Genomic DNA, 15,861 nt, shown 5'->3' with positions numbered 1-15,861 from the left:
GAAGAGAGGGATGAAATCAGACGGTCATGCGCCACAGCGCGATGACGAGCAGCGTGAAGAACGCCGCGACGAGATCATCGAACATGATGCCGAAGCCGCCTTTCAGATGCCGGTCGAAGTAGCGGATGGGCGGCGGCTTCACCATGTCGAAGAAGCGGAACACGATGAACGCCCACAACTGGCCGGTGAAGGTCGCGGGCGTGACGAACAGCAGCACCAGCCAGAACGCGATGATCTCGTCCCACACCACCGCCGACGGGTCCGAGACGCCCATCCTCTTCGCCGTGAAGCTGCAGAACCAGCATCCCGCAATGAAGCCGACGACGATCAGCGCGCCCCATTCGGCAACCGTGAGATGACGGTTGAACGCAACGAACGACGCCCACGCGAAGAGCGTGCCGACGGTGCCCGGCGCGACAGGCGACAGCCCGCTGCCGAAGCCGAGCGACAGAATATGCACGGGATGGTTGAGCATGAAGCGCGCGGTCGCCTTGCGCGGCGCGGGACGCGGCCGGTCGGGCGCGTTCGCGAGAGTCGGGTCAGTCTGCATGAAAGTGGTCGAAGCCTTGCAACATCAAAGAAAGCGGAGCGCCGGCGCTGTCGCGCCACGCGATTTCCGGCGAACCGAAAGATTCGATTCTACCGACGCGGGTCAGCGGCACGCCCACGCGTTCGCCGATGCGCGCGATCGCATCGCGTGCGGTGCGTGGCGCGGTGAAGCAAAGCTCGTAGTCGTCGCCGCCCGCGAGCGTGCATTGGCGGCGCGCGGCGTCTGGCATGGCGCGCACGGCGTCTGAGCAGGGGACGGCGTCGGCATCGACGGTTGCGCGCACGTTCGAGCGTTTCAAGATATGCATGAGGTCGCCGGCGAGGCCATCGGAGATGTCGAGCGCCGCGTGCGCGATGCCGCCGAGCGCCATGCCGAGCGCCACGCGCGGTTCGGGGCGTTCGAGCGCGCGCCGCCACGCCGATGCCGCAGCTTCCGGTGCTTGCCATTCGCCGAGCATCGCGCCGAGGCCCGCGCGAGCATCGCCGAGCGTGCCGGAAACATAGATGTCGTCGCCGGGCTTCGCTGCATCGCGACGCAGCGCCGCGTGGTGCGGTACATCGCCGAATACGGTGATGCAGATGTTGAGCGGTCCGCTCGTCGTGTCGCCGCCGATCAGCGCGCAGCCGAAGCGGTCGGCCAGCGCGAACAGGCCGTCGCTGAACGCTTCGAGCCACGCTTCATCGGCGCGCGGCAACGCGAGCGCCAGCGTGAACGCGTGCGGCTTCGCCCCCATCGCGGCAAGGTCCGACAAATTGACGGCGAGCGCCTTGTGACCGAGCGCGTGCGGATCGACATCGGGGAAGAAGTGACGGCCTTCGACCAGCATGTCCGTCGAGATGGCCAACTGATGCCCGGCGGGCGGGGCGATTAGTGCGCAGTCGTCGCCGATGCCGAGCGGCGCGTCGCCCTGACGCGGCGCGGGCGCTCTCGCGCGGCGTGCGAAGAAGCGGTCGATTAAAGAGAACTCGGAGAGCATCGTCGGCGAATGAGTCATTATTTGTGCGCTGCAAAAACGGAACGGCGAGAACGACAAGGCTGGAATCCGAACGATCGAGAACCGCCGCCTATATCTCGAAAAAACAGGACGATGCGCTGCGAGCCTTGCCGCGCCATGCGATCAGACGTTTGGCAGTCACGGCACTTATAGCCGAAATGCACGGACTGCCGTCCCGAAACCGAAAGGGTTTGGCGCTACAATGCGTTGGAATCTCTATTCTAATTCCCGCACTTTCAGCCCGCCTTATGACGACTCCCGCCAATACGAAGTTGCGCGAAGCCGCGCTCGATTATCACGAGTTCCCGACCCCCGGGAAAATCGCGATCGCCCCGACGAAGCAGATGATCAACCAGCGCGATCTCGCGCTCGCGTATTCGCCGGGCGTGGCGTTCGCATGTGAGGAGATCGTCGCGGATCCGCTCAACGCCGCGCGCTTTACCGCGCGCAGCAACCTCGTCGGCGTGGTGACGAACGGCACGGCGGTGCTTGGTCTCGGCAACATCGGGCCGCTGGCGTCGAAGCCGGTCATGGAAGGGAAGGCAGTACTCTTCAAGAAGTTCGCCGGCATCGACGTGTTCGATATCGAGCTGAACGAAACCGATCCGCACAAGCTCGTCGACGTGATCGCTGCGCTGGAGCCGACTTTCGGCGGCATCAATCTCGAAGACATCAAGGCGCCGGATTGCTTCATCGTCGAACGTGAAGCGCGCAAGCGCATGAAGATTCCGGTCTTCCACGACGACCAGCACGGCACGGCCATCGTCGTCGCGGCGGCGGTCACCAACGGGCTGAAGGTGGTCGGCAAGAGCATCGGCGAAGTGAAGCTCGTCGCGTCCGGCGCGGGCGCGGCGGCGCTCGCGTGTCTCGACCTGCTCGTCGATCTCGGCATGAAGCTCGAGAACATCTACGTGACCGATCTGGCCGGCGTGGTCTACAAGGGCCGCGTCGAGCTGATGGATCCGGACAAGGAGCGCTACGCCCGCGAAACCAGCGCGCGCACGCTCGCGGAAGTCATCGAAGGCGCGGACGTGTTCCTCGGCCTGTCGGCGGGCGGCGTGCTGAAGCAGGAGATGGTGAAGGGCATGGCCGCGAAGCCGCTGATTCTCGCGCTCGCCAATCCGACGCCGGAAATCCTGCCGGAACTCGCGCTCGAAGTGCGTCCCGACGCGGTGCTCGCGACCGGCCGCACGGACTATCCGAATCAGGTCAACAACGTCCTGTGCTTCCCGTTCATCTTCCGCGGCGCGCTCGATGCGGGCGCGACCACGATCACGAAGGAAATGGAAATCGCGGCCGTGAACGCGATCGCCGAACTGGCGCGTCAGGAACAAAGCGATATCGTCGCGACGGCCTATGGCATCCAGGACTTGTCGTTCGGTCCGGAATATCTGATTCCGAAGCCGTTCGATCCGCGTCTCATCGTGAAGATCGCGCCGGCGGTGGCGAAGGCCGCGATGGAATCCGGCGTGGCGACGCGTCCCATCGAGGACATGGACGCCTACGAGCAGCATCTGCAGCAGTTCGTGTATCACAGCGGCACGACGATGAAGCCCGTGTTCCAGCTTGCGCGCAGCGTCGAGCCGGAGAAGAAGCGCATTGTGTTCGCGGAAGGCGAAGAGGAGCGCGTGCTGCGCGCGGTGCAGATCGCCGTCGACGAAAAGATCGCCAAGCCGATTCTCATCGGCCGTCCGGCGGTCATTCAGCAGCGCATCACGAAGTTCGGCCTGCGTCTGACGCCGGGCGTGGACTTCACGGTCGTCGATACGGACCATGACGAACGCTATCGCGATTTCTGGCAAACCTATTACTCGATGATGGCGCGCAAGGGCATCAGCCAGCAGATGGCGAAGCTCGAAATGCGCCGCCGCACGACGCTGATCGGCTCGATGCTCGTCAAGAAGGGCGAAGCGGACGGCATGATCTGCGGCACGGTGAGCACGACGCATCGTCACCTGCACTTCATCGATCAGGTCATCGGCAAGAAGGAAGGCTGCAACGTGTACGCGGCGATGAACGCGCTCGTGCTGCCGGGCCGCCAGATTTTCATCGTGGATACGCACGTCAACGTCGATCCGACGCCGGAGCAACTCGCCGAAATCACGATTCTCGCGGCCGAGGAAGTGAAGCGCTTCGGCATCTTGCCGAAGATCGCGCTGTTGTCGCATTCGAACTTCGGCACGAGCAACGCGCCGACGGCGCAGAAGATGCGCGACGTGCTGGCGATCCTCAAGGAGCGCGCCCCCGATCTCGACGTGGACGGTGAAATGCACGGCGACGTCGCGCTCGACGCGCGTTTGCGCCGCGAAGTGCTGCCCGAATCGACGCTCGAAGGCGACGCGAATCTGCTGATCCTGCCGAACATCGACGCGGCGAACATCTCGTACAACCTGCTGAAGACGGCGGCGGGCAACAACATCGCGATCGGGCCGATCCTGCTCGGCGCGGCGAAGCCGGTGCATGTGCTGACGGCGTCGGCGACGGTGCGTCGCATCGTCAACATGACGGCGCTGCTGGTCGCGGACACGACCGCCTCGCGCTAAACATCCGGCTCGCGCGTCACCGCAAACAACGCGGCGGGATCTTCCTGCCGCGTTTTTCTTTGGGTGAAAAAAAAGCGTGCCGGTGCTGGCACGCTCGGGGCAGAGGCAAGGGGTTGCCGCCCAATGCAGAGCATCGCGATGCGGGCATCGCGCGAAACTGGCGACAGGTGAGGCAACCGGTCCAGAGGTTTCGATCTCTACGGCATCCATTTTTATCTAACGCGGGATAAAAATCTCTCGGACAAAGGCTAAAAGTCGCCGCCTTTTCTTCGGCCTTTGGGCTCGCCGGAGTCGAAGTTGAGAAAAAATTTCCGAAATTCCGCGGAACGTTGCTTCGCCCTGTCATTAGCGATACCCTTATATCTTTCATGGTCGTCGAATTTCGGATCAACGCGGGGGACAATCGTTTCGTGAAGCGTGCATCGGCGTTCGCTTGTATCGTCGCTCTGAGTCTCCTTCTGAGCGGTTGCGGCAAGAATGAATCGCACGGCGACGCGGCTCCACGGTCAACGTCCACGCCCACGATTGCGGAGCAGTCCGATCAGGCGGGGAAGGCGTCGGCGAGGCCGGATGCGACTGTCGCCTCCTCCGAATCGGAACGGCCTGCCGTCGCTCAGGCGCGCGGCGATGGCCCCGGGACAACCAGCGTCGCCCAGCTGCCGAGGCAAGCGGTCGAGACGCTGCGGCTGATCGAAGCGGGCGGCCCGTTTCCTTATGAGAAGGACGGCGTCGTGTTCGGCAATCGCGAGCGTTTGCTGCCGCGGCATCCCCGCGGCTACTACCACGAGTACACAGTCCCCACGCCGCGCGCGCGGGATCGCGGCGCACGCCGGATCGTATGCGGTGGCCCGAAGCAGCAAACAGACGATTGCTACTACTCGGACGACCATTACGCCAGTTTCAAACGCATTGCGGGATAACTAGGGATTAACGGCATGAGCGACAACATCTACGCGCACGACAACGGCGTCGCGGGTGATCTTTTCGCCACCGGCGATGGCAACCTGTTCCAGCGAGTATTGCGGCTACGGATGACAGAACACGACAACAGACCCGAAGACGAGCCGAATCCGCAGCACAGCGCGGAGGCCGAGGGGCATCCTCAGGAGGAATCGGAGTCTCTTTTCGCGACGGTGCGGCCGAACATCGTTCAGTCGATACGCGCGTTCCGCGTACAGGAACTCGCCGACGAGGCGAACCGGCTTGGTCAGCATTTTCTCTACGCGTATCTCGGCCAGGCGCAGAGCAAGCAGGAAGTGTTGGAGACGATCGCGCTGTCGTTTCTGTTCCCGAAGCATTTCGGCAAGAACTATGACGCGCTGTATGACTGCCTGACCGATCTCGTCCACAAGGCGGGCTCGCAGCCGGGCTTCGTGATCGTGCTGGATCAACTGCCGATCGCCCAGAAGTTCGACAAGGAAGGGCGCGAGACGCTGCTCGATGTGTTCCGCGACGCGGCCGAATTCTGGGCCGAACGACGCGTGGCGTTCCGCGTGTTTTATTCATTCGTCTGAACTGTCGGCGTCACATACAGAACAGCCCGATGAGTACGCTCATCGGGCTGTTTTCGTTGGAACGGCCAGAAAGCGCGTCACCACCCGCCCCAGCGCGCGGCCAGCGCCGCCAGCACCGCGATGCCCGCCGTTTCGGTGCGCAGCACGCGCGGCCCGAGACCGAGCGCTGAAAATCCCGCGCTCACAATATCGCGCTCTTCTGCAGGCGAAAAGCCGGCTTCCGGACCGATCACCAGCGTCAGCCGACCGCGCGGCGGCTCGGCCGGCAGCGCATCGAAGGAGACTTCGGCGCGCGGCGACAGCAACAGGCGCACATCGCCATCCGATGCGCCCGGCAACGCCGCAAGCCATGCGGACAGGTCACGCGGCGGCGCGACTTCCGGCACGCGATTGCGTCCGCATTGCTCGCAAGCGGCTCGCACGAGCGCCTGCCAGTGCGCCTGACGCCGCAGCGCACGCTCGCCCGCGAGCCTGACTACGCCGCGCTCGGCCATCAACGGTTCGATGCCCGCGACGCCCAGCTCCACCGCCTTCTCGATGAGCCAGTCCATCTTGTCGCCGCCCGCGACGCCCTGCGCCAGCGTCACGCGATACGGCGGCTCGGCTTCGCGCTCGCTATGGCTATCGATACGGACGAGCGCCGTCTTCTTGGCAATATCGACGAGCACGCCGTGATACTCGCCGCCCGTGCCATTGAAAAGCGTGATCGCGTCGCCGGCTGCGAGGCGAAGCACTTGCACGTGACGCACGACATCGTCGGGAAGGGAAAGGGTTCGGCCCGCGAGGAGCGCGCCGTCAACGTGGAAACGTGGCATGAGAGGCTGAAGAACCGTTCAACGCAGATGCCGCGCAATCGCCCAGCGATAACCGTCCGGGTCTTCGATCTGGGCAAAGCGGTCGCCCCAGAACTGGTCCTGCGGCTCGATCAGCGGCTTCGCGCCGACCGCGAGCGCCTGCGCGAACGTGGCGTCGACGTCGTCGACATAAAGATAGAAGGACTGCGGCGCCGTCTGGCCCGCGCTTTTCGGCGTGCGCGCCTGCGACCCGTAAGCGCCTTCGGGCGCGAACATCACGATCAACTGTCCGTGATACGTCATCTCGACGTGAATGATCGTGCCGTCGTCGTTGACGCTGTCGCGCACGACGAAGCCGAGCGCCTTCTCGTAGAAGCCGATGCTCACGCGCGCATCCTTCACGGTGAGGTAGGGCGTCAACCAGGGGACATCGGCGGGGCGGGGATCGGTCATCGAGCGTACTCCTCAGGCTTCGTTGCTCACACAATTGACGGGCATTTTGCCACGAGGCGGGCAGGCGGCGCGGCCCGCGGGCTTCGCACGCTGCGTCCGTCGCACGTGGAATGCCCGGGCGAACTGCCGGATGGCGCACGTTCGACGCGCCGTCGCGCGCCTGTCAATCGGACCGGTCTGTTAGAATGACCGACTCCCGATCCTCGTCGTTTCTCGTCGTTCCGGTCCTGAAAACATGGTGTGCTGCGGGGCCGGCGCCCGGTGCGAAAGCATCGGTCGAAGGCATGCGGCAAGAAGCACCGTGGATCATTTCAGCACCTGCCCCAAGCTCTCGTAGCCGCCGACACCCGACATGACGATCCCGACTTCCAGCCCGACCGCCCTCATGGCCAACGCAATCCGCGCGCTCGCCATGGACGCCGTTCAACAAGCCAACTCCGGTCACCCCGGCATGCCGATGGGCATGGCTGAAATTGGCGTCGCGCTGTGGTCGCGCCACCTCAAGCACAATCCGGCGAATCCGCACTGGTTCGATCGCGATCGTTTCGTGTTGTCGAACGGTCACGGTTCCATGCTGCTGTATGCACTGCTGCACCTCACCGGTTACGACCTGCCGATGAGCGAGTTGAAGAACTTCCGTCAGTTGCATTCGAAGACGCCGGGCCATCCCGAAGTGGGCATCACGCCGGGCGTCGAGACGACCACCGGTCCGCTCGGCCAGGGCGTCGGCAACGCGGTGGGCATGGCGCTCGCCGAAGCGCTGCTCGCCGCCGAATTCAACAAGACCGACGCGAAGATCGTCGATCACCACACCTACGTTTTCCTCGGCGACGGCTGCCTGATGGAAGGCATTTCGCACGAAGCCTGCTCGCTCGCCGGCACGCTCAAGCTGAACAAGCTGATCGCGCTCTACGACGACAACGGCATCTCGATCGACGGTCACGTCGAGCACTGGTTCCACGACGACACCCCGAAGCGTTTCGAAGCGTACGGCTGGAACGTGATTCGCGGCGTGGACGGCCATGACGTCGACGCCGTCGATGCCGCCATCGCGCAGGCGAAGAAGTCCGACAAGCCGACGCTGATCTGCTGCCGCACGGTCATCGGCAAGGGCGCGCCGACGAAGGCGGGCGGTCACGACGCGCACGGCGCTCCGCTCGGCGGCGACGAAATCGCGGCCACGCGCGCGGCGATCGGCTGGAGCTACGAGCCGTTCGTCATCCCGCAGGAAGTCTACGCGGCGTGGGACGGCAAGGAACAAGGCCAGCGCGCGGAAAGCGACTGGAACAAGGCGTTCGACGCTTATCGCGCGAAATACGCCCAGCAGGCGGACGAATTCACGCGCCGCATGAAGGGCGAGCTGCCCGCCGACTGGAAGCAGAGCGCGGCGAAGATCATCGAAGACGCGAATCAGCGTGCCGAGACGATCGCGACGCGCAAGGCATCGCAACAGGCCATCGAAGGTCTCGCCGCCGCGTTGCCTGAACTGCTCGGCGGTTCGGCCGACCTGACCGGCTCGAATCTGACCAACTGGAAGGCGTCGAAAGCGGTGCGCGCCGCCGGCGATGCGGAAAACGCAAATGCGGGCCACGTTGGCATCCAGTGGGGCAATCACATCAACTACGGCGTGCGCGAGTTCGGCATGTCGGCGGCGATCAACGGCATCGCGCTGCACGGCGGCTTCCGTCCGTTCGGCGGCACGTTCCTGACGTTCTCGGACTACAGCCGCAATGCGCTGCGCGTCGCGGCGCTGATGAAGTCGCGCTCGATCTTCGTGTTCACGCACGACTCCATCGGTCTCGGCGAAGACGGCCCGACGCACCAGTCGGTCGAGCACGTATCCAGCCTGCGCCTGATTCCGCAACTGCAGACGTGGCGTCCGGCGGACACCGTCGAGACGGCGGTGGCGTGGACGCATGCGATCGAGCACGAAGGCCCGTCGACGCTGATCTTCAGCCGTCAGAATCTGCAATTCGCGCCGCGCGACGACATCCAGATCGCGAACATCGCGAAGGGCGGCTATGTGCTGCGCGACTGGAACGACGACATTCCCGCACGCAAGATCATCCTCATCGCGACCGGCTCGGAAGTGCAACTGGCGATGCAGGCGGTCGAGGCGCTCGCGAAGGAGGGCATCGGGGCGCGCATCGTGTCGATGCCCTGCACGAACGTATTCGACAAGCAGGACGCCGCATATCGCGAGCGCGTGCTGCCGAAGGGCGTGGCGCGTGTCGCGATCGAGGCGGGCGTGACGGATTTCTGGCGCAAGTACGTCGGCCTGGAAGGCGGCGTGGTGGGCATCGACACGTTCGGCGAATCCGCCCCGGCCGGTGCGCTCTTCAAGCATTTCGGCTTCACGGTGGAGAACGTCGTCGCAACGGCGAAGACCGTTCTGGCCGCGTGAAACCGCGTTAGCGAGCAGGTTTTTTTAAGCCAAGGAGATAGACCATGACGATTCGCGTTGCAATCAACGGCTACGGCCGGATCGGCCGCAACACGCTGCGCGCCTTGTATGAAAACGGCAAGAAGCACGACATCGAGATCGTCGCCATCAACGATCTCGGCGATGCCAAGACCAACGCGCACCTCACGCAGTACGACACGGCGCACGGCAAGTTCCCGGGCCAGGTGTCGGTGGACGGCGAGTATCTCGTCGTCAACGGCGACCGCATCCGCGTGCTGGCGAACCGCAACCCGGCCGAACTGCCGTGGGGCGAGCTGAACGTCGACGTGGTGATGGAGTGCACCGGCTTCTTCACGACGAAGGAAAAGGCGAGCGCGCACATCAAGGGCGGCGCGAAGAAGGTCATCATCTCGGCGCCGGGCGGCAAGGACGTGGACGCGACCATCGTGTACGGCGTGAACCACAACGTGCTGAAGGCATCGGACACGGTCATCTCCAACGCATCGTGCACGACGAACTGCCTCGCGCCGCTCGTCAAGCCGCTGAACGACAAGATCGGCCTCGTCAACGGCCTGATGACCACCATCCACGCCTACACGAACGATCAGGTCCTGACCGACGTGTATCACGAAGACCTGCGCCGCGCGCGCTCGGCCACGCACAGCCAGATCCCGACGAAGACGGGCGCGGCATCGGCGGTCGGCCTCGTGCTGCCGGAACTGAACGGCAAGCTGGATGGCTACGCGATCCGCGTGCCGACCATCAACGTGTCGGTGGTCGATCTGTCGTTCATCGCCGCGCGCGACACGACGGTCGAAGAAGTCAACAAGATCATGAAGGAAGCGTCGGAAGGCGAGCTGAAGGGCATCCTCGGCTACAACGACGCGCCGCTGGTCTCCGTCGACTTCAACCACAACCCGGCTTCGTCGACGTTCGACGCAACGCTGACCAAGGTTTCGGGCCGTCTCGTGAAGGTGTCGAGCTGGTACGACAACGAGTGGGGCTTCTCGAACCGCATGCTGGATACGGCTGTCGCGCTGGCAAACGCCAAGTAAGCGCTGCTGATCGAAGTCGTGCAGAGCCGCTCTTCGGAGCGGCTTTTTTGTGCGTGCGCCGAACGCAGGCGAGATGCGGCAACACGCGAATCGCCGAATGTACGGACGAAACGAAACCGCCGTCCATCGAAGCCGATGGACGGCGGTTTTCGCAGCGCGCCGCAACGAGCGGCGCGTTGTGCTCAGTGCTTGCGATGCGGGCAGTTTTCCTTCGTGCAGGCGCCGTAGAGCGCGAGCGCGTGTTCGTGCAGCTTGAAGCCGCGCTCTTTCGCGATCGATTGCTGGCGGCGTTCGATTTCCGCATCGAAGAATTCTTCGACGCGGCCGCAGTCGATGCACACGAGGTGATCGTGATGCGAGCCTTCGTTCAGTTCGAAGACAGCCTTGCCCGATTCGAAATTGCTTCGCGACAAGAGGCCTGCTTGCTCGAACTGCGTCAGCACGCGATAAACCGTGGCGAGCCCGATGTCCAGTTCTTCATTGAGCAGGCTGCGGTACACGTCTTCAGCGGTCAGATGGCGCACCGGACTGTGTTGGAAAATCTCGAGAATCTTGAGGCGGGGCAGGGTCGCCTTGAGCCCGATGTTTTTGAGATCGGCGGGATTGGTCATCGCTAGGCATCCCTAGAGTACAATTCAAGGTTCCCATAGTAATGCGTTTTTCTAAATCCTGACATCCAGTCGGCACCGGGTGAAAAGTGAAGAGGAGCGCGGCCTTCTGGCGCTGTGCGCGAAAGGTGAAATGTTCTCAAAATTTTTATCGAATTGCAGGGAGAGCCGTCGCATGCGGGGAACCATCATCGCAGCAACCCTCGCCGCGTTGCTTGCGGGTTGCTCGACGTACGACAGCGTCACGCAGAAGATCGCGCAAAGCATCACGCCGTATCGCATCACGGTCGTGCAGGGCAACTTCGTATCGCAGGAAGCAGCTAGCCAGATGCAGGTCGGCATGTCGCGCGATCAGGTACGCGCGCTACTGGGCACGCCGCTGTTGACAGACATGTTTCACGCGGATCGCTGGGACTACGTGTTCTACTTCAAGCGTGGTTCGGCGTCCATCGTCCAGCAGCGTGACTTCGTCGTGAACTTCGCGAGCGATCGCGTCGTGAGCTGGTCGGGCGGGGAGAATCTGCCGTCGAATCTCGAATTGCTCGCTGAAATCGACGGCGACAAGGGCGTCAAGGTGGCGAAGCCGGTGGCGGTCGCAGCGGCGGCGTCGGGCGCGGCGGCATCGGCGCCGGCGTTGACTGCGCCGGGCGGCGAGCCGTCCACGCAGCCGAACACGTCGGCCGCTTTTGCCGGCGACGCGAACCAGCAAGCCGCGCAGGCCGCCAATCGGGCGACCGCGCAGGTCGAAATGCCCGCAGGCCGCACGCAATCGTCGGTGCGCGCGAACTTGCCGCAAACCGCGGGCGCAGCGCCCGGCGCGGGCAGTCAGGGCAGCAATTCGCAGATCCAGCTGCAGCGCAAGCCGCAGACGATCAACATCCCGGACAGCAGCGCGGTCGGTCCGGCGAGCACGTCGCCCACGCCTGCGAACGCGGGTGGCCAGGCGCAGTTCACCATGCCGCAGTAATGCGGGCAGCCTGATTGGGACGGCGCGGCTTTCGCGGTGCTCGGCCCGATTTCGCGCCGCGCGTTTCCGGTGCGGCGCCCCAACATCCAGCCGCGTGCTCGCCGCGCGGTTCAACACGAGACAGCCATGAAGATCGCCATTGCCGGGGCGTCGGGCCGCATGGGCCGGATGCTGATTGAAACCGTTCTCAACGATTCCAATGCGCAACTCGTCGGCGCGCTCGACCGTCCGGGCGTCGAGCAGCTCGGACAGGATGCAGGCGCCTTTCTCGGCAAGACCACCGGCGTCAAGCTGACCGACGACGTCGAACGCGTGTTCGCCGACGCCGATTATCTGATCGACTTCACGCGTCCTGAAGGCACGATGGCGCATATCGAGGCCGCGCCGCGTCACAAGGTGAAGATGGTCATCGGCACGACCGGTCTTTCCGATGAGCAGAAGGCGCAACTGAAGCAGGCGGGCGAGAAGATCGGCGTGGTGTTCGCGCCGAACATGAGCGTCGGCGTGAACGTCACGCTCAAGCTGCTGGAATACGCGGCGAAGCATTTCGCGCAAGGTTACGACATCGAGATCATCGAGGCGCATCACCGGCATAAGGTCGATGCGCCATCCGGCACCGCGCTCGCGATGGGCGAAGTCGTCGCGAACGCGCTCGGCCGCGACCTGAAAGACTGCGCCGTCTATGCGCGCGAAGGCGTGACGGGCGAGCGCGATCCGTCGACCATCGGTTTCTCGGCGATCCGTGGCGGCGATATCGTCGGCGATCACACGGTGTTGTTCGCGGGCATCGGCGAGCGCGTCGAGATCACGCACAAGTCGGCGAGCCGTCTGTCCTACGCGCAGGGCGCGTTGCGTGCGGTGCGCTTCCTCGAATCGCACGAGACCGGCTTCTTCGACATGCAGGACGTGCTCGGTTTGCGTTGAGCGGTATCGTCCTGGCCGGGACGGGGGACGCCGCAAGTCCCCCGCTTTCCATCGGCGACGCCGGCAAGCTCTACTAAAGCAACGCCCGACACCGCCGAGGACATGTGCGTGCTTCGGCTCTGCGGCCCGGCATTCAGCGCGTAACGACCAGGCCGCCTGACGCGAAACGCGCGCATTCCAAGCCTCATCGCACGAAGTCCCGCGCGCCAGCACGGACTGCCGCGACGGTATAATCGCCCTTTGCCCGTCCGGTGCGCCCGCATCGCCGGGGCCGCATTCCCGACGAAGACCGAAGCCGAAAGCGAAGGCCACGCGATACGTGCGTGCGCAGCCGTGTCGTTCCCGAGGTCCGTTCCCAGCATTCGCTCCAAGCCAGACACACACCATGCACGATAAATACGTACCCGCCGACGTCGAATCCGCCGCGCAGAGCAACTGGCGCGCGAACGACGTCTACCGGACGACCGAGACGTCGACTAAACCAAAGTTCTATTGCGTCTCGATGCTGCCGTATCCGTCGGGCAAGCTGCACATGGGCCACGTGCGCAACTACACCATCAACGACGTGATGTACCGTTATCTGCGCATGAACGGCCACAACACGCTGATGCCGATGGGCTGGGACGCGTTCGGCATGCCCGCCGAGAACGCGGCGATGGCGAACGGCGTGCCGCCCGCCAAGTGGACGTACGACAACATCGCGTACATGAAGAAGCAGATGCAGTCGATGGGCCTCGCTATCGACTGGTCGCGCGAAGTCGCCACGTGCTCGCCCGAGTACTACAAGTGGAACCAGTGGCTCTTTCTGAAGATGCTGGAAAAGGGCATCGCGTACAAGAAGACGGGCACGGTGAACTGGGACCCGGTCGATCAGACCGTGCTCGCGAACGAGCAGGTCATCGACGGGCGCGGCTGGCGCTCCGGCGCGCTCGTGGAAAAGCGCGAAATCCCGATGTACTACCTGCGCATCACCGATTACGCGGATCAACTGCTCGACGATCTCGAAGGCCTCGGCTGGCCCGAGCGCGTCAAGATCATGCAGCAGAACTGGATCGGCAAGAGCTTCGGCGTGAACTTCGGTTTCCCGTATGAAATCGACGGGGAATCGAAGCTCTTGCGCGTGTTCACCACGCGCGCCGACACCATCATGGGCGTGACCTTCGCGGCCATCGCGGCGGAGCACCCGCTCGCCACGCGCCTCGCGCGGGACAACGCGGATTTGCAGGCGTTCATCGAGGAATGCAAGCGCGGCGGCGTCGCGGAAGCGGATGTCGCCACGATGGAAAAGAAGGGCATGGCGACCGGCTTCTTCGTCACGCATCCGCTGACGGGCGAGAACGTCGAAGTGTGGATCGGCAATTACGTGCTGATGTCCTACGGCGAAGGCGCGGTGATGGGCGTGCCGGCGCACGATGAGCGCGACTTCGCGTTCGCCAAGAAATACGGCTTGCCGATCAAACAGGTCATCGCGGTCGAAGGCAAGACCTACTCGACCGACGAGTGGCAAGAGTGGTACGCCGACAAGACCGCCGGCCGGCTCGTGAACAGCGGCAAGTACGACGGCCTGACGACAGAGGAAGCCATCGACGCGATCGCGGCCGACCTGAAGGCAAAAGGCCTCGGCGACAAGCAGGTCACGTGGCGTCTGCGCGACTGGGGCATCTCGCGCCAGCGCTACTGGGGCACGCCGATTCCGATCATCCACTGCCCGAGCTGCGGCGACGTGCCGGTGCCGGAAAAGGATCTGCCGGTCGTGCTGCCCGAAGACCTCGTGCCGGACGGCACGGCCAATCCGCTCGCGAAGTCGGAAGCGTTCCTGAACTGCTCGTGCCCGAAGTGCGGCGCGGCGGCGAAGCGCGAAACCGACACGATGGACACCTTCGTCGATTCGTCCTGGTACTTCTCGCGCTACAGCGCGCCGGACGCCGCCACGATGGTCGACGAGCGCACCGATTACTGGATGCCGATGGACCAGTACATCGGCGGTATCGAGCACGCGATTCTTCACCTCTTGTATTCGCGCTTCTGGACGAAGGTCATGCGCGACATGGGTCTCGTCAAGTTCGGCGAGCCGGCGAAGAACCTGCTCACGCAGGGCATGGTGCTCAACGAGACGTTCTATCGCGAGGACGCGAGCGGCAAGAAGACCTGGTACAACCCGCTCGACGTTACCGTGTCGCACGACGACAAGGGCCGCCCGATCGGCGCGACGCTCATCGCGGACGGCCAGCCGGTCGTGCTGGGCGGCGTCGAGAAGATGTCGAAGTCGAAGAACAACGGGGTCGATCCGCAGACGCTGATCGACCAGTACGGCGCGGATACGGCGCGTCTCTTCGTGATGTTCGCGGCGCCGCCGGAGCAATCGCTCGAATGGTCCGGTGCGGGCGTGGAAGGCGCGAGCCGTTTCCTGCGCCGCGTGTGGCACTTCGGCCACGACAACGCCGACGCGCTGCGCCAGCACGGCAAGCTCGATGCATCGACGCTCACCGACGCCGACAAGACCCTGCGCCGCGAAATCTACAGCGTGCTCAAGCAAGCGGATTTCGACTACGGCCGCTTGCAGTACAACACGGTCGTGTCCGCCGCGATGAAGATGCTCAACGCGCTCGAAGGCGCGAAGAGCAGCAGCGCCGGCGTGCTGAACGAAACCTTCGGCGTGCTGCTGCGCGTGCTGTATCCGGTGGTGCCGCACATCGCTTTCCAGTTGTGGCAGGAACTCGGATACGCGGAACTGTTCGGTCCGCTGCTCGACGCGCCCTGGCCGAAGGTCGACGAAGCCGCGCTCGAGCAATCGGAGATCGAGCTCGTGTTGCAGGTGAACGGCAAGGTGCGCGGCGCGCTGACGGTCCCGAAGGCGGCATCGCGCGAAGACATCGAGAAGGCCGCGATCGCACACGAGATGTTCGAGAAGTTCGCGGAAGGCCGCGCGCCGAAGAAGATCGTCGTGGTGCCGGGGCGTCTCGTGAACGTCGTCGTCTGATGGCTGAAGCCAAGGGAGTGAGTGTGACGGGACAAGCCGTGCAGCAACGTACCGAAACTACAACGCCGGGAGGCG

Annotated in this window: 12 protein-coding genes and 2 pseudogenes; 9 read left to right on the top strand and 5 right to left on the bottom strand. The window is 64.1% G+C overall.

What is annotated here, in order from left to right; genetic code table 11:
• Positions 1 to 16: 16 nt before the first annotated feature.
• Complete coding sequence (locus AB6804_RS19960) at positions 17 to 550, bottom strand: phosphatidylglycerophosphatase A (RefSeq protein ID WP_370887915.1); 534 nt, start codon at positions 548 to 550, stop codon at positions 17 to 19.
• Positions 540 to 1,526, bottom strand: a complete 987-nt coding sequence (thiL, locus tag AB6804_RS19955) for a thiamine-phosphate kinase (RefSeq protein WP_370887974.1) — start codon at positions 1,524 to 1,526, stop codon at positions 540 to 542. The genes AB6804_RS19960 and thiL overlap by 11 nt, the downstream gene beginning before the upstream one ends.
• 266 nt (positions 1,527 to 1,792) lie before the next feature.
• Here thiL and AB6804_RS19950 point away from each other — a divergent pair, with 266 nt between their 5' ends.
• From AB6804_RS19950 to AB6804_RS19935, 4 genes and pseudogenes are all read left to right on the top strand, one after another.
• The gene (locus AB6804_RS19950) at positions 1,793 to 4,087 is read left to right on the top strand and encodes an NADP-dependent malic enzyme (RefSeq protein WP_370887914.1); all 2,295 of its coding nucleotides are present in this window, start codon (positions 1,793 to 1,795) and stop codon (positions 4,085 to 4,087) included.
• Positions 4,088 to 4,497: 410 nt separating this feature from the next.
• The gene (locus AB6804_RS19945) at positions 4,498 to 5,007 is read left to right on the top strand and encodes a ribonuclease (protein WP_370887973.1); all 510 of its coding nucleotides are present in this window, start codon (positions 4,498 to 4,500) and stop codon (positions 5,005 to 5,007) included.
• Between the two features lie 15 nt (positions 5,008 to 5,022).
• A pseudogene (locus AB6804_RS19940) lies at positions 5,023 to 5,130 on the top strand (barnase inhibitor); the annotation flags it as partial.
• 63 nt (positions 5,131 to 5,193) lie between these two features.
• Positions 5,194 to 5,601: pseudogene (locus tag AB6804_RS19935) on the top strand (barstar family protein); the annotation flags it as partial.
• Between the two features lie 77 nt (positions 5,602 to 5,678).
• On the opposite strand, the gene AB6804_RS19930 reads toward AB6804_RS19935, so the two are convergent.
• Together AB6804_RS19930 and AB6804_RS19925 are read right to left on the bottom strand one after the other, a co-directional pair.
• Positions 5,679 to 6,416 (bottom strand): 16S rRNA (uracil(1498)-N(3))-methyltransferase, encoded by a 738-nt coding sequence (locus tag AB6804_RS19930; protein ID WP_370887913.1) that lies wholly within the window; start codon positions 6,414 to 6,416, stop codon positions 5,679 to 5,681.
• A gap of 18 nt (positions 6,417 to 6,434) precedes the next feature.
• The gene (locus tag AB6804_RS19925; protein WP_244794059.1) at positions 6,435 to 6,848 is read right to left on the bottom strand and encodes a glyoxalase/bleomycin resistance/extradiol dioxygenase family protein; all 414 of its coding nucleotides are present in this window, start codon (positions 6,846 to 6,848) and stop codon (positions 6,435 to 6,437) included.
• 352 nt (positions 6,849 to 7,200) lie between these two features.
• Here AB6804_RS19925 and tkt point away from each other — a divergent pair, with 352 nt between their 5' ends.
• Positions 7,201 to 9,252 (top strand): transketolase, encoded by a 2,052-nt coding sequence (gene tkt / locus AB6804_RS19920; RefSeq protein WP_370887912.1) that lies wholly within the window; start codon positions 7,201 to 7,203, stop codon positions 9,250 to 9,252.
• Between the two features lie 44 nt (positions 9,253 to 9,296).
• A complete protein-coding gene (gap, locus tag AB6804_RS19915) occupies positions 9,297 to 10,307 on the top strand; it encodes a type I glyceraldehyde-3-phosphate dehydrogenase (RefSeq protein WP_370887911.1) in 1,011 nt (336 codons plus the stop codon).
• Positions 10,308 to 10,489: 182 nt separating this feature from the next.
• Here the strand turns inward: gap and fur are convergent, their stop codons facing one another.
• Positions 10,490 to 10,918 (bottom strand): ferric iron uptake transcriptional regulator, encoded by a 429-nt coding sequence (fur, locus tag AB6804_RS19910; RefSeq protein ID WP_008342866.1) that lies wholly within the window; start codon positions 10,916 to 10,918, stop codon positions 10,490 to 10,492.
• A gap of 172 nt (positions 10,919 to 11,090) precedes the next feature.
• Here fur and AB6804_RS19905 point away from each other — a divergent pair, with 172 nt between their 5' ends.
• The 3 genes from AB6804_RS19905 to leuS all read left to right on the top strand — a co-directional run bounded on the left by AB6804_RS19905 (position 11,091) and on the right by leuS (position 15,786).
• On the top strand, positions 11,091 to 11,882 hold the full coding sequence (locus AB6804_RS19905; RefSeq protein WP_370887910.1) for an outer membrane protein assembly factor BamE: 792 nt from the start codon (positions 11,091 to 11,093) through the stop codon (positions 11,880 to 11,882).
• 126 nt (positions 11,883 to 12,008) lie between these two features.
• Positions 12,009 to 12,806 carry a 4-hydroxy-tetrahydrodipicolinate reductase gene (gene dapB, locus AB6804_RS19900; protein ID WP_370887909.1) on the top strand — a complete coding sequence of 266 codons (798 nt, stop codon included), beginning with the start codon at positions 12,009 to 12,011 and terminating at the stop codon, positions 12,804 to 12,806.
• Positions 12,807 to 13,191: 385 nt separating this feature from the next.
• Entirely contained in the window at positions 13,192 to 15,786 is a 2,595-nt protein-coding gene (gene leuS / locus AB6804_RS19895) for a leucine--tRNA ligase (protein ID WP_370887908.1), read from the top strand.
• The last annotated feature ends 75 nt before the right edge of the window (positions 15,787 to 15,861 follow it).

Source organism: Caballeronia sp. RCC_10 (assembly GCF_041360715.1).
In the GTDB taxonomy this organism is placed as follows: domain Bacteria; phylum Pseudomonadota; class Gammaproteobacteria; order Burkholderiales; family Burkholderiaceae; genus Caballeronia; species Caballeronia grimmiae.
The sequence above is the reverse complement of the archived record's forward strand: the minus strand, read 5'-3'. Positions and strand labels throughout refer to the sequence as shown.

Coding starts and splice junctions, on each gene's coding strand:
- AB6804_RS19960 (WP_370887915.1), bottom strand. CDS start 550: ATGCAGACTGACCCGACTCTCGCGAACGCGCCCGACCGGCCGCGTCCC.
- thiL (WP_370887974.1), bottom strand. CDS start 1,526: ATGCTCTCCGAGTTCTCTTTAATCGACCGCTTCTTCGCACGCCGCGCG.
- AB6804_RS19950 (WP_370887914.1), top strand. CDS start 1,793: ATGACGACTCCCGCCAATACGAAGTTGCGCGAAGCCGCGCTCGATTAT.
- AB6804_RS19930 (WP_370887913.1), bottom strand. CDS start 6,416: ATGCCACGTTTCCACGTTGACGGCGCGCTCCTCGCGGGCCGAACCCTT.
- AB6804_RS19925 (WP_244794059.1), bottom strand. CDS start 6,848: ATGACCGATCCCCGCCCCGCCGATGTCCCCTGGTTGACGCCCTACCTC.
- tkt (WP_370887912.1), top strand. CDS start 7,201: ATGACGATCCCGACTTCCAGCCCGACCGCCCTCATGGCCAACGCAATC.
- gap (WP_370887911.1), top strand. CDS start 9,297: ATGACGATTCGCGTTGCAATCAACGGCTACGGCCGGATCGGCCGCAAC.
- fur (WP_008342866.1), bottom strand. CDS start 10,918: ATGACCAATCCCGCCGATCTCAAAAACATCGGGCTCAAGGCGACCCTG.
- AB6804_RS19905 (WP_370887910.1), top strand. CDS start 11,091: ATGCGGGGAACCATCATCGCAGCAACCCTCGCCGCGTTGCTTGCGGGT.
- dapB (WP_370887909.1), top strand. CDS start 12,009: ATGAAGATCGCCATTGCCGGGGCGTCGGGCCGCATGGGCCGGATGCTG.
- leuS (WP_370887908.1), top strand. CDS start 13,192: ATGCACGATAAATACGTACCCGCCGACGTCGAATCCGCCGCGCAGAGC.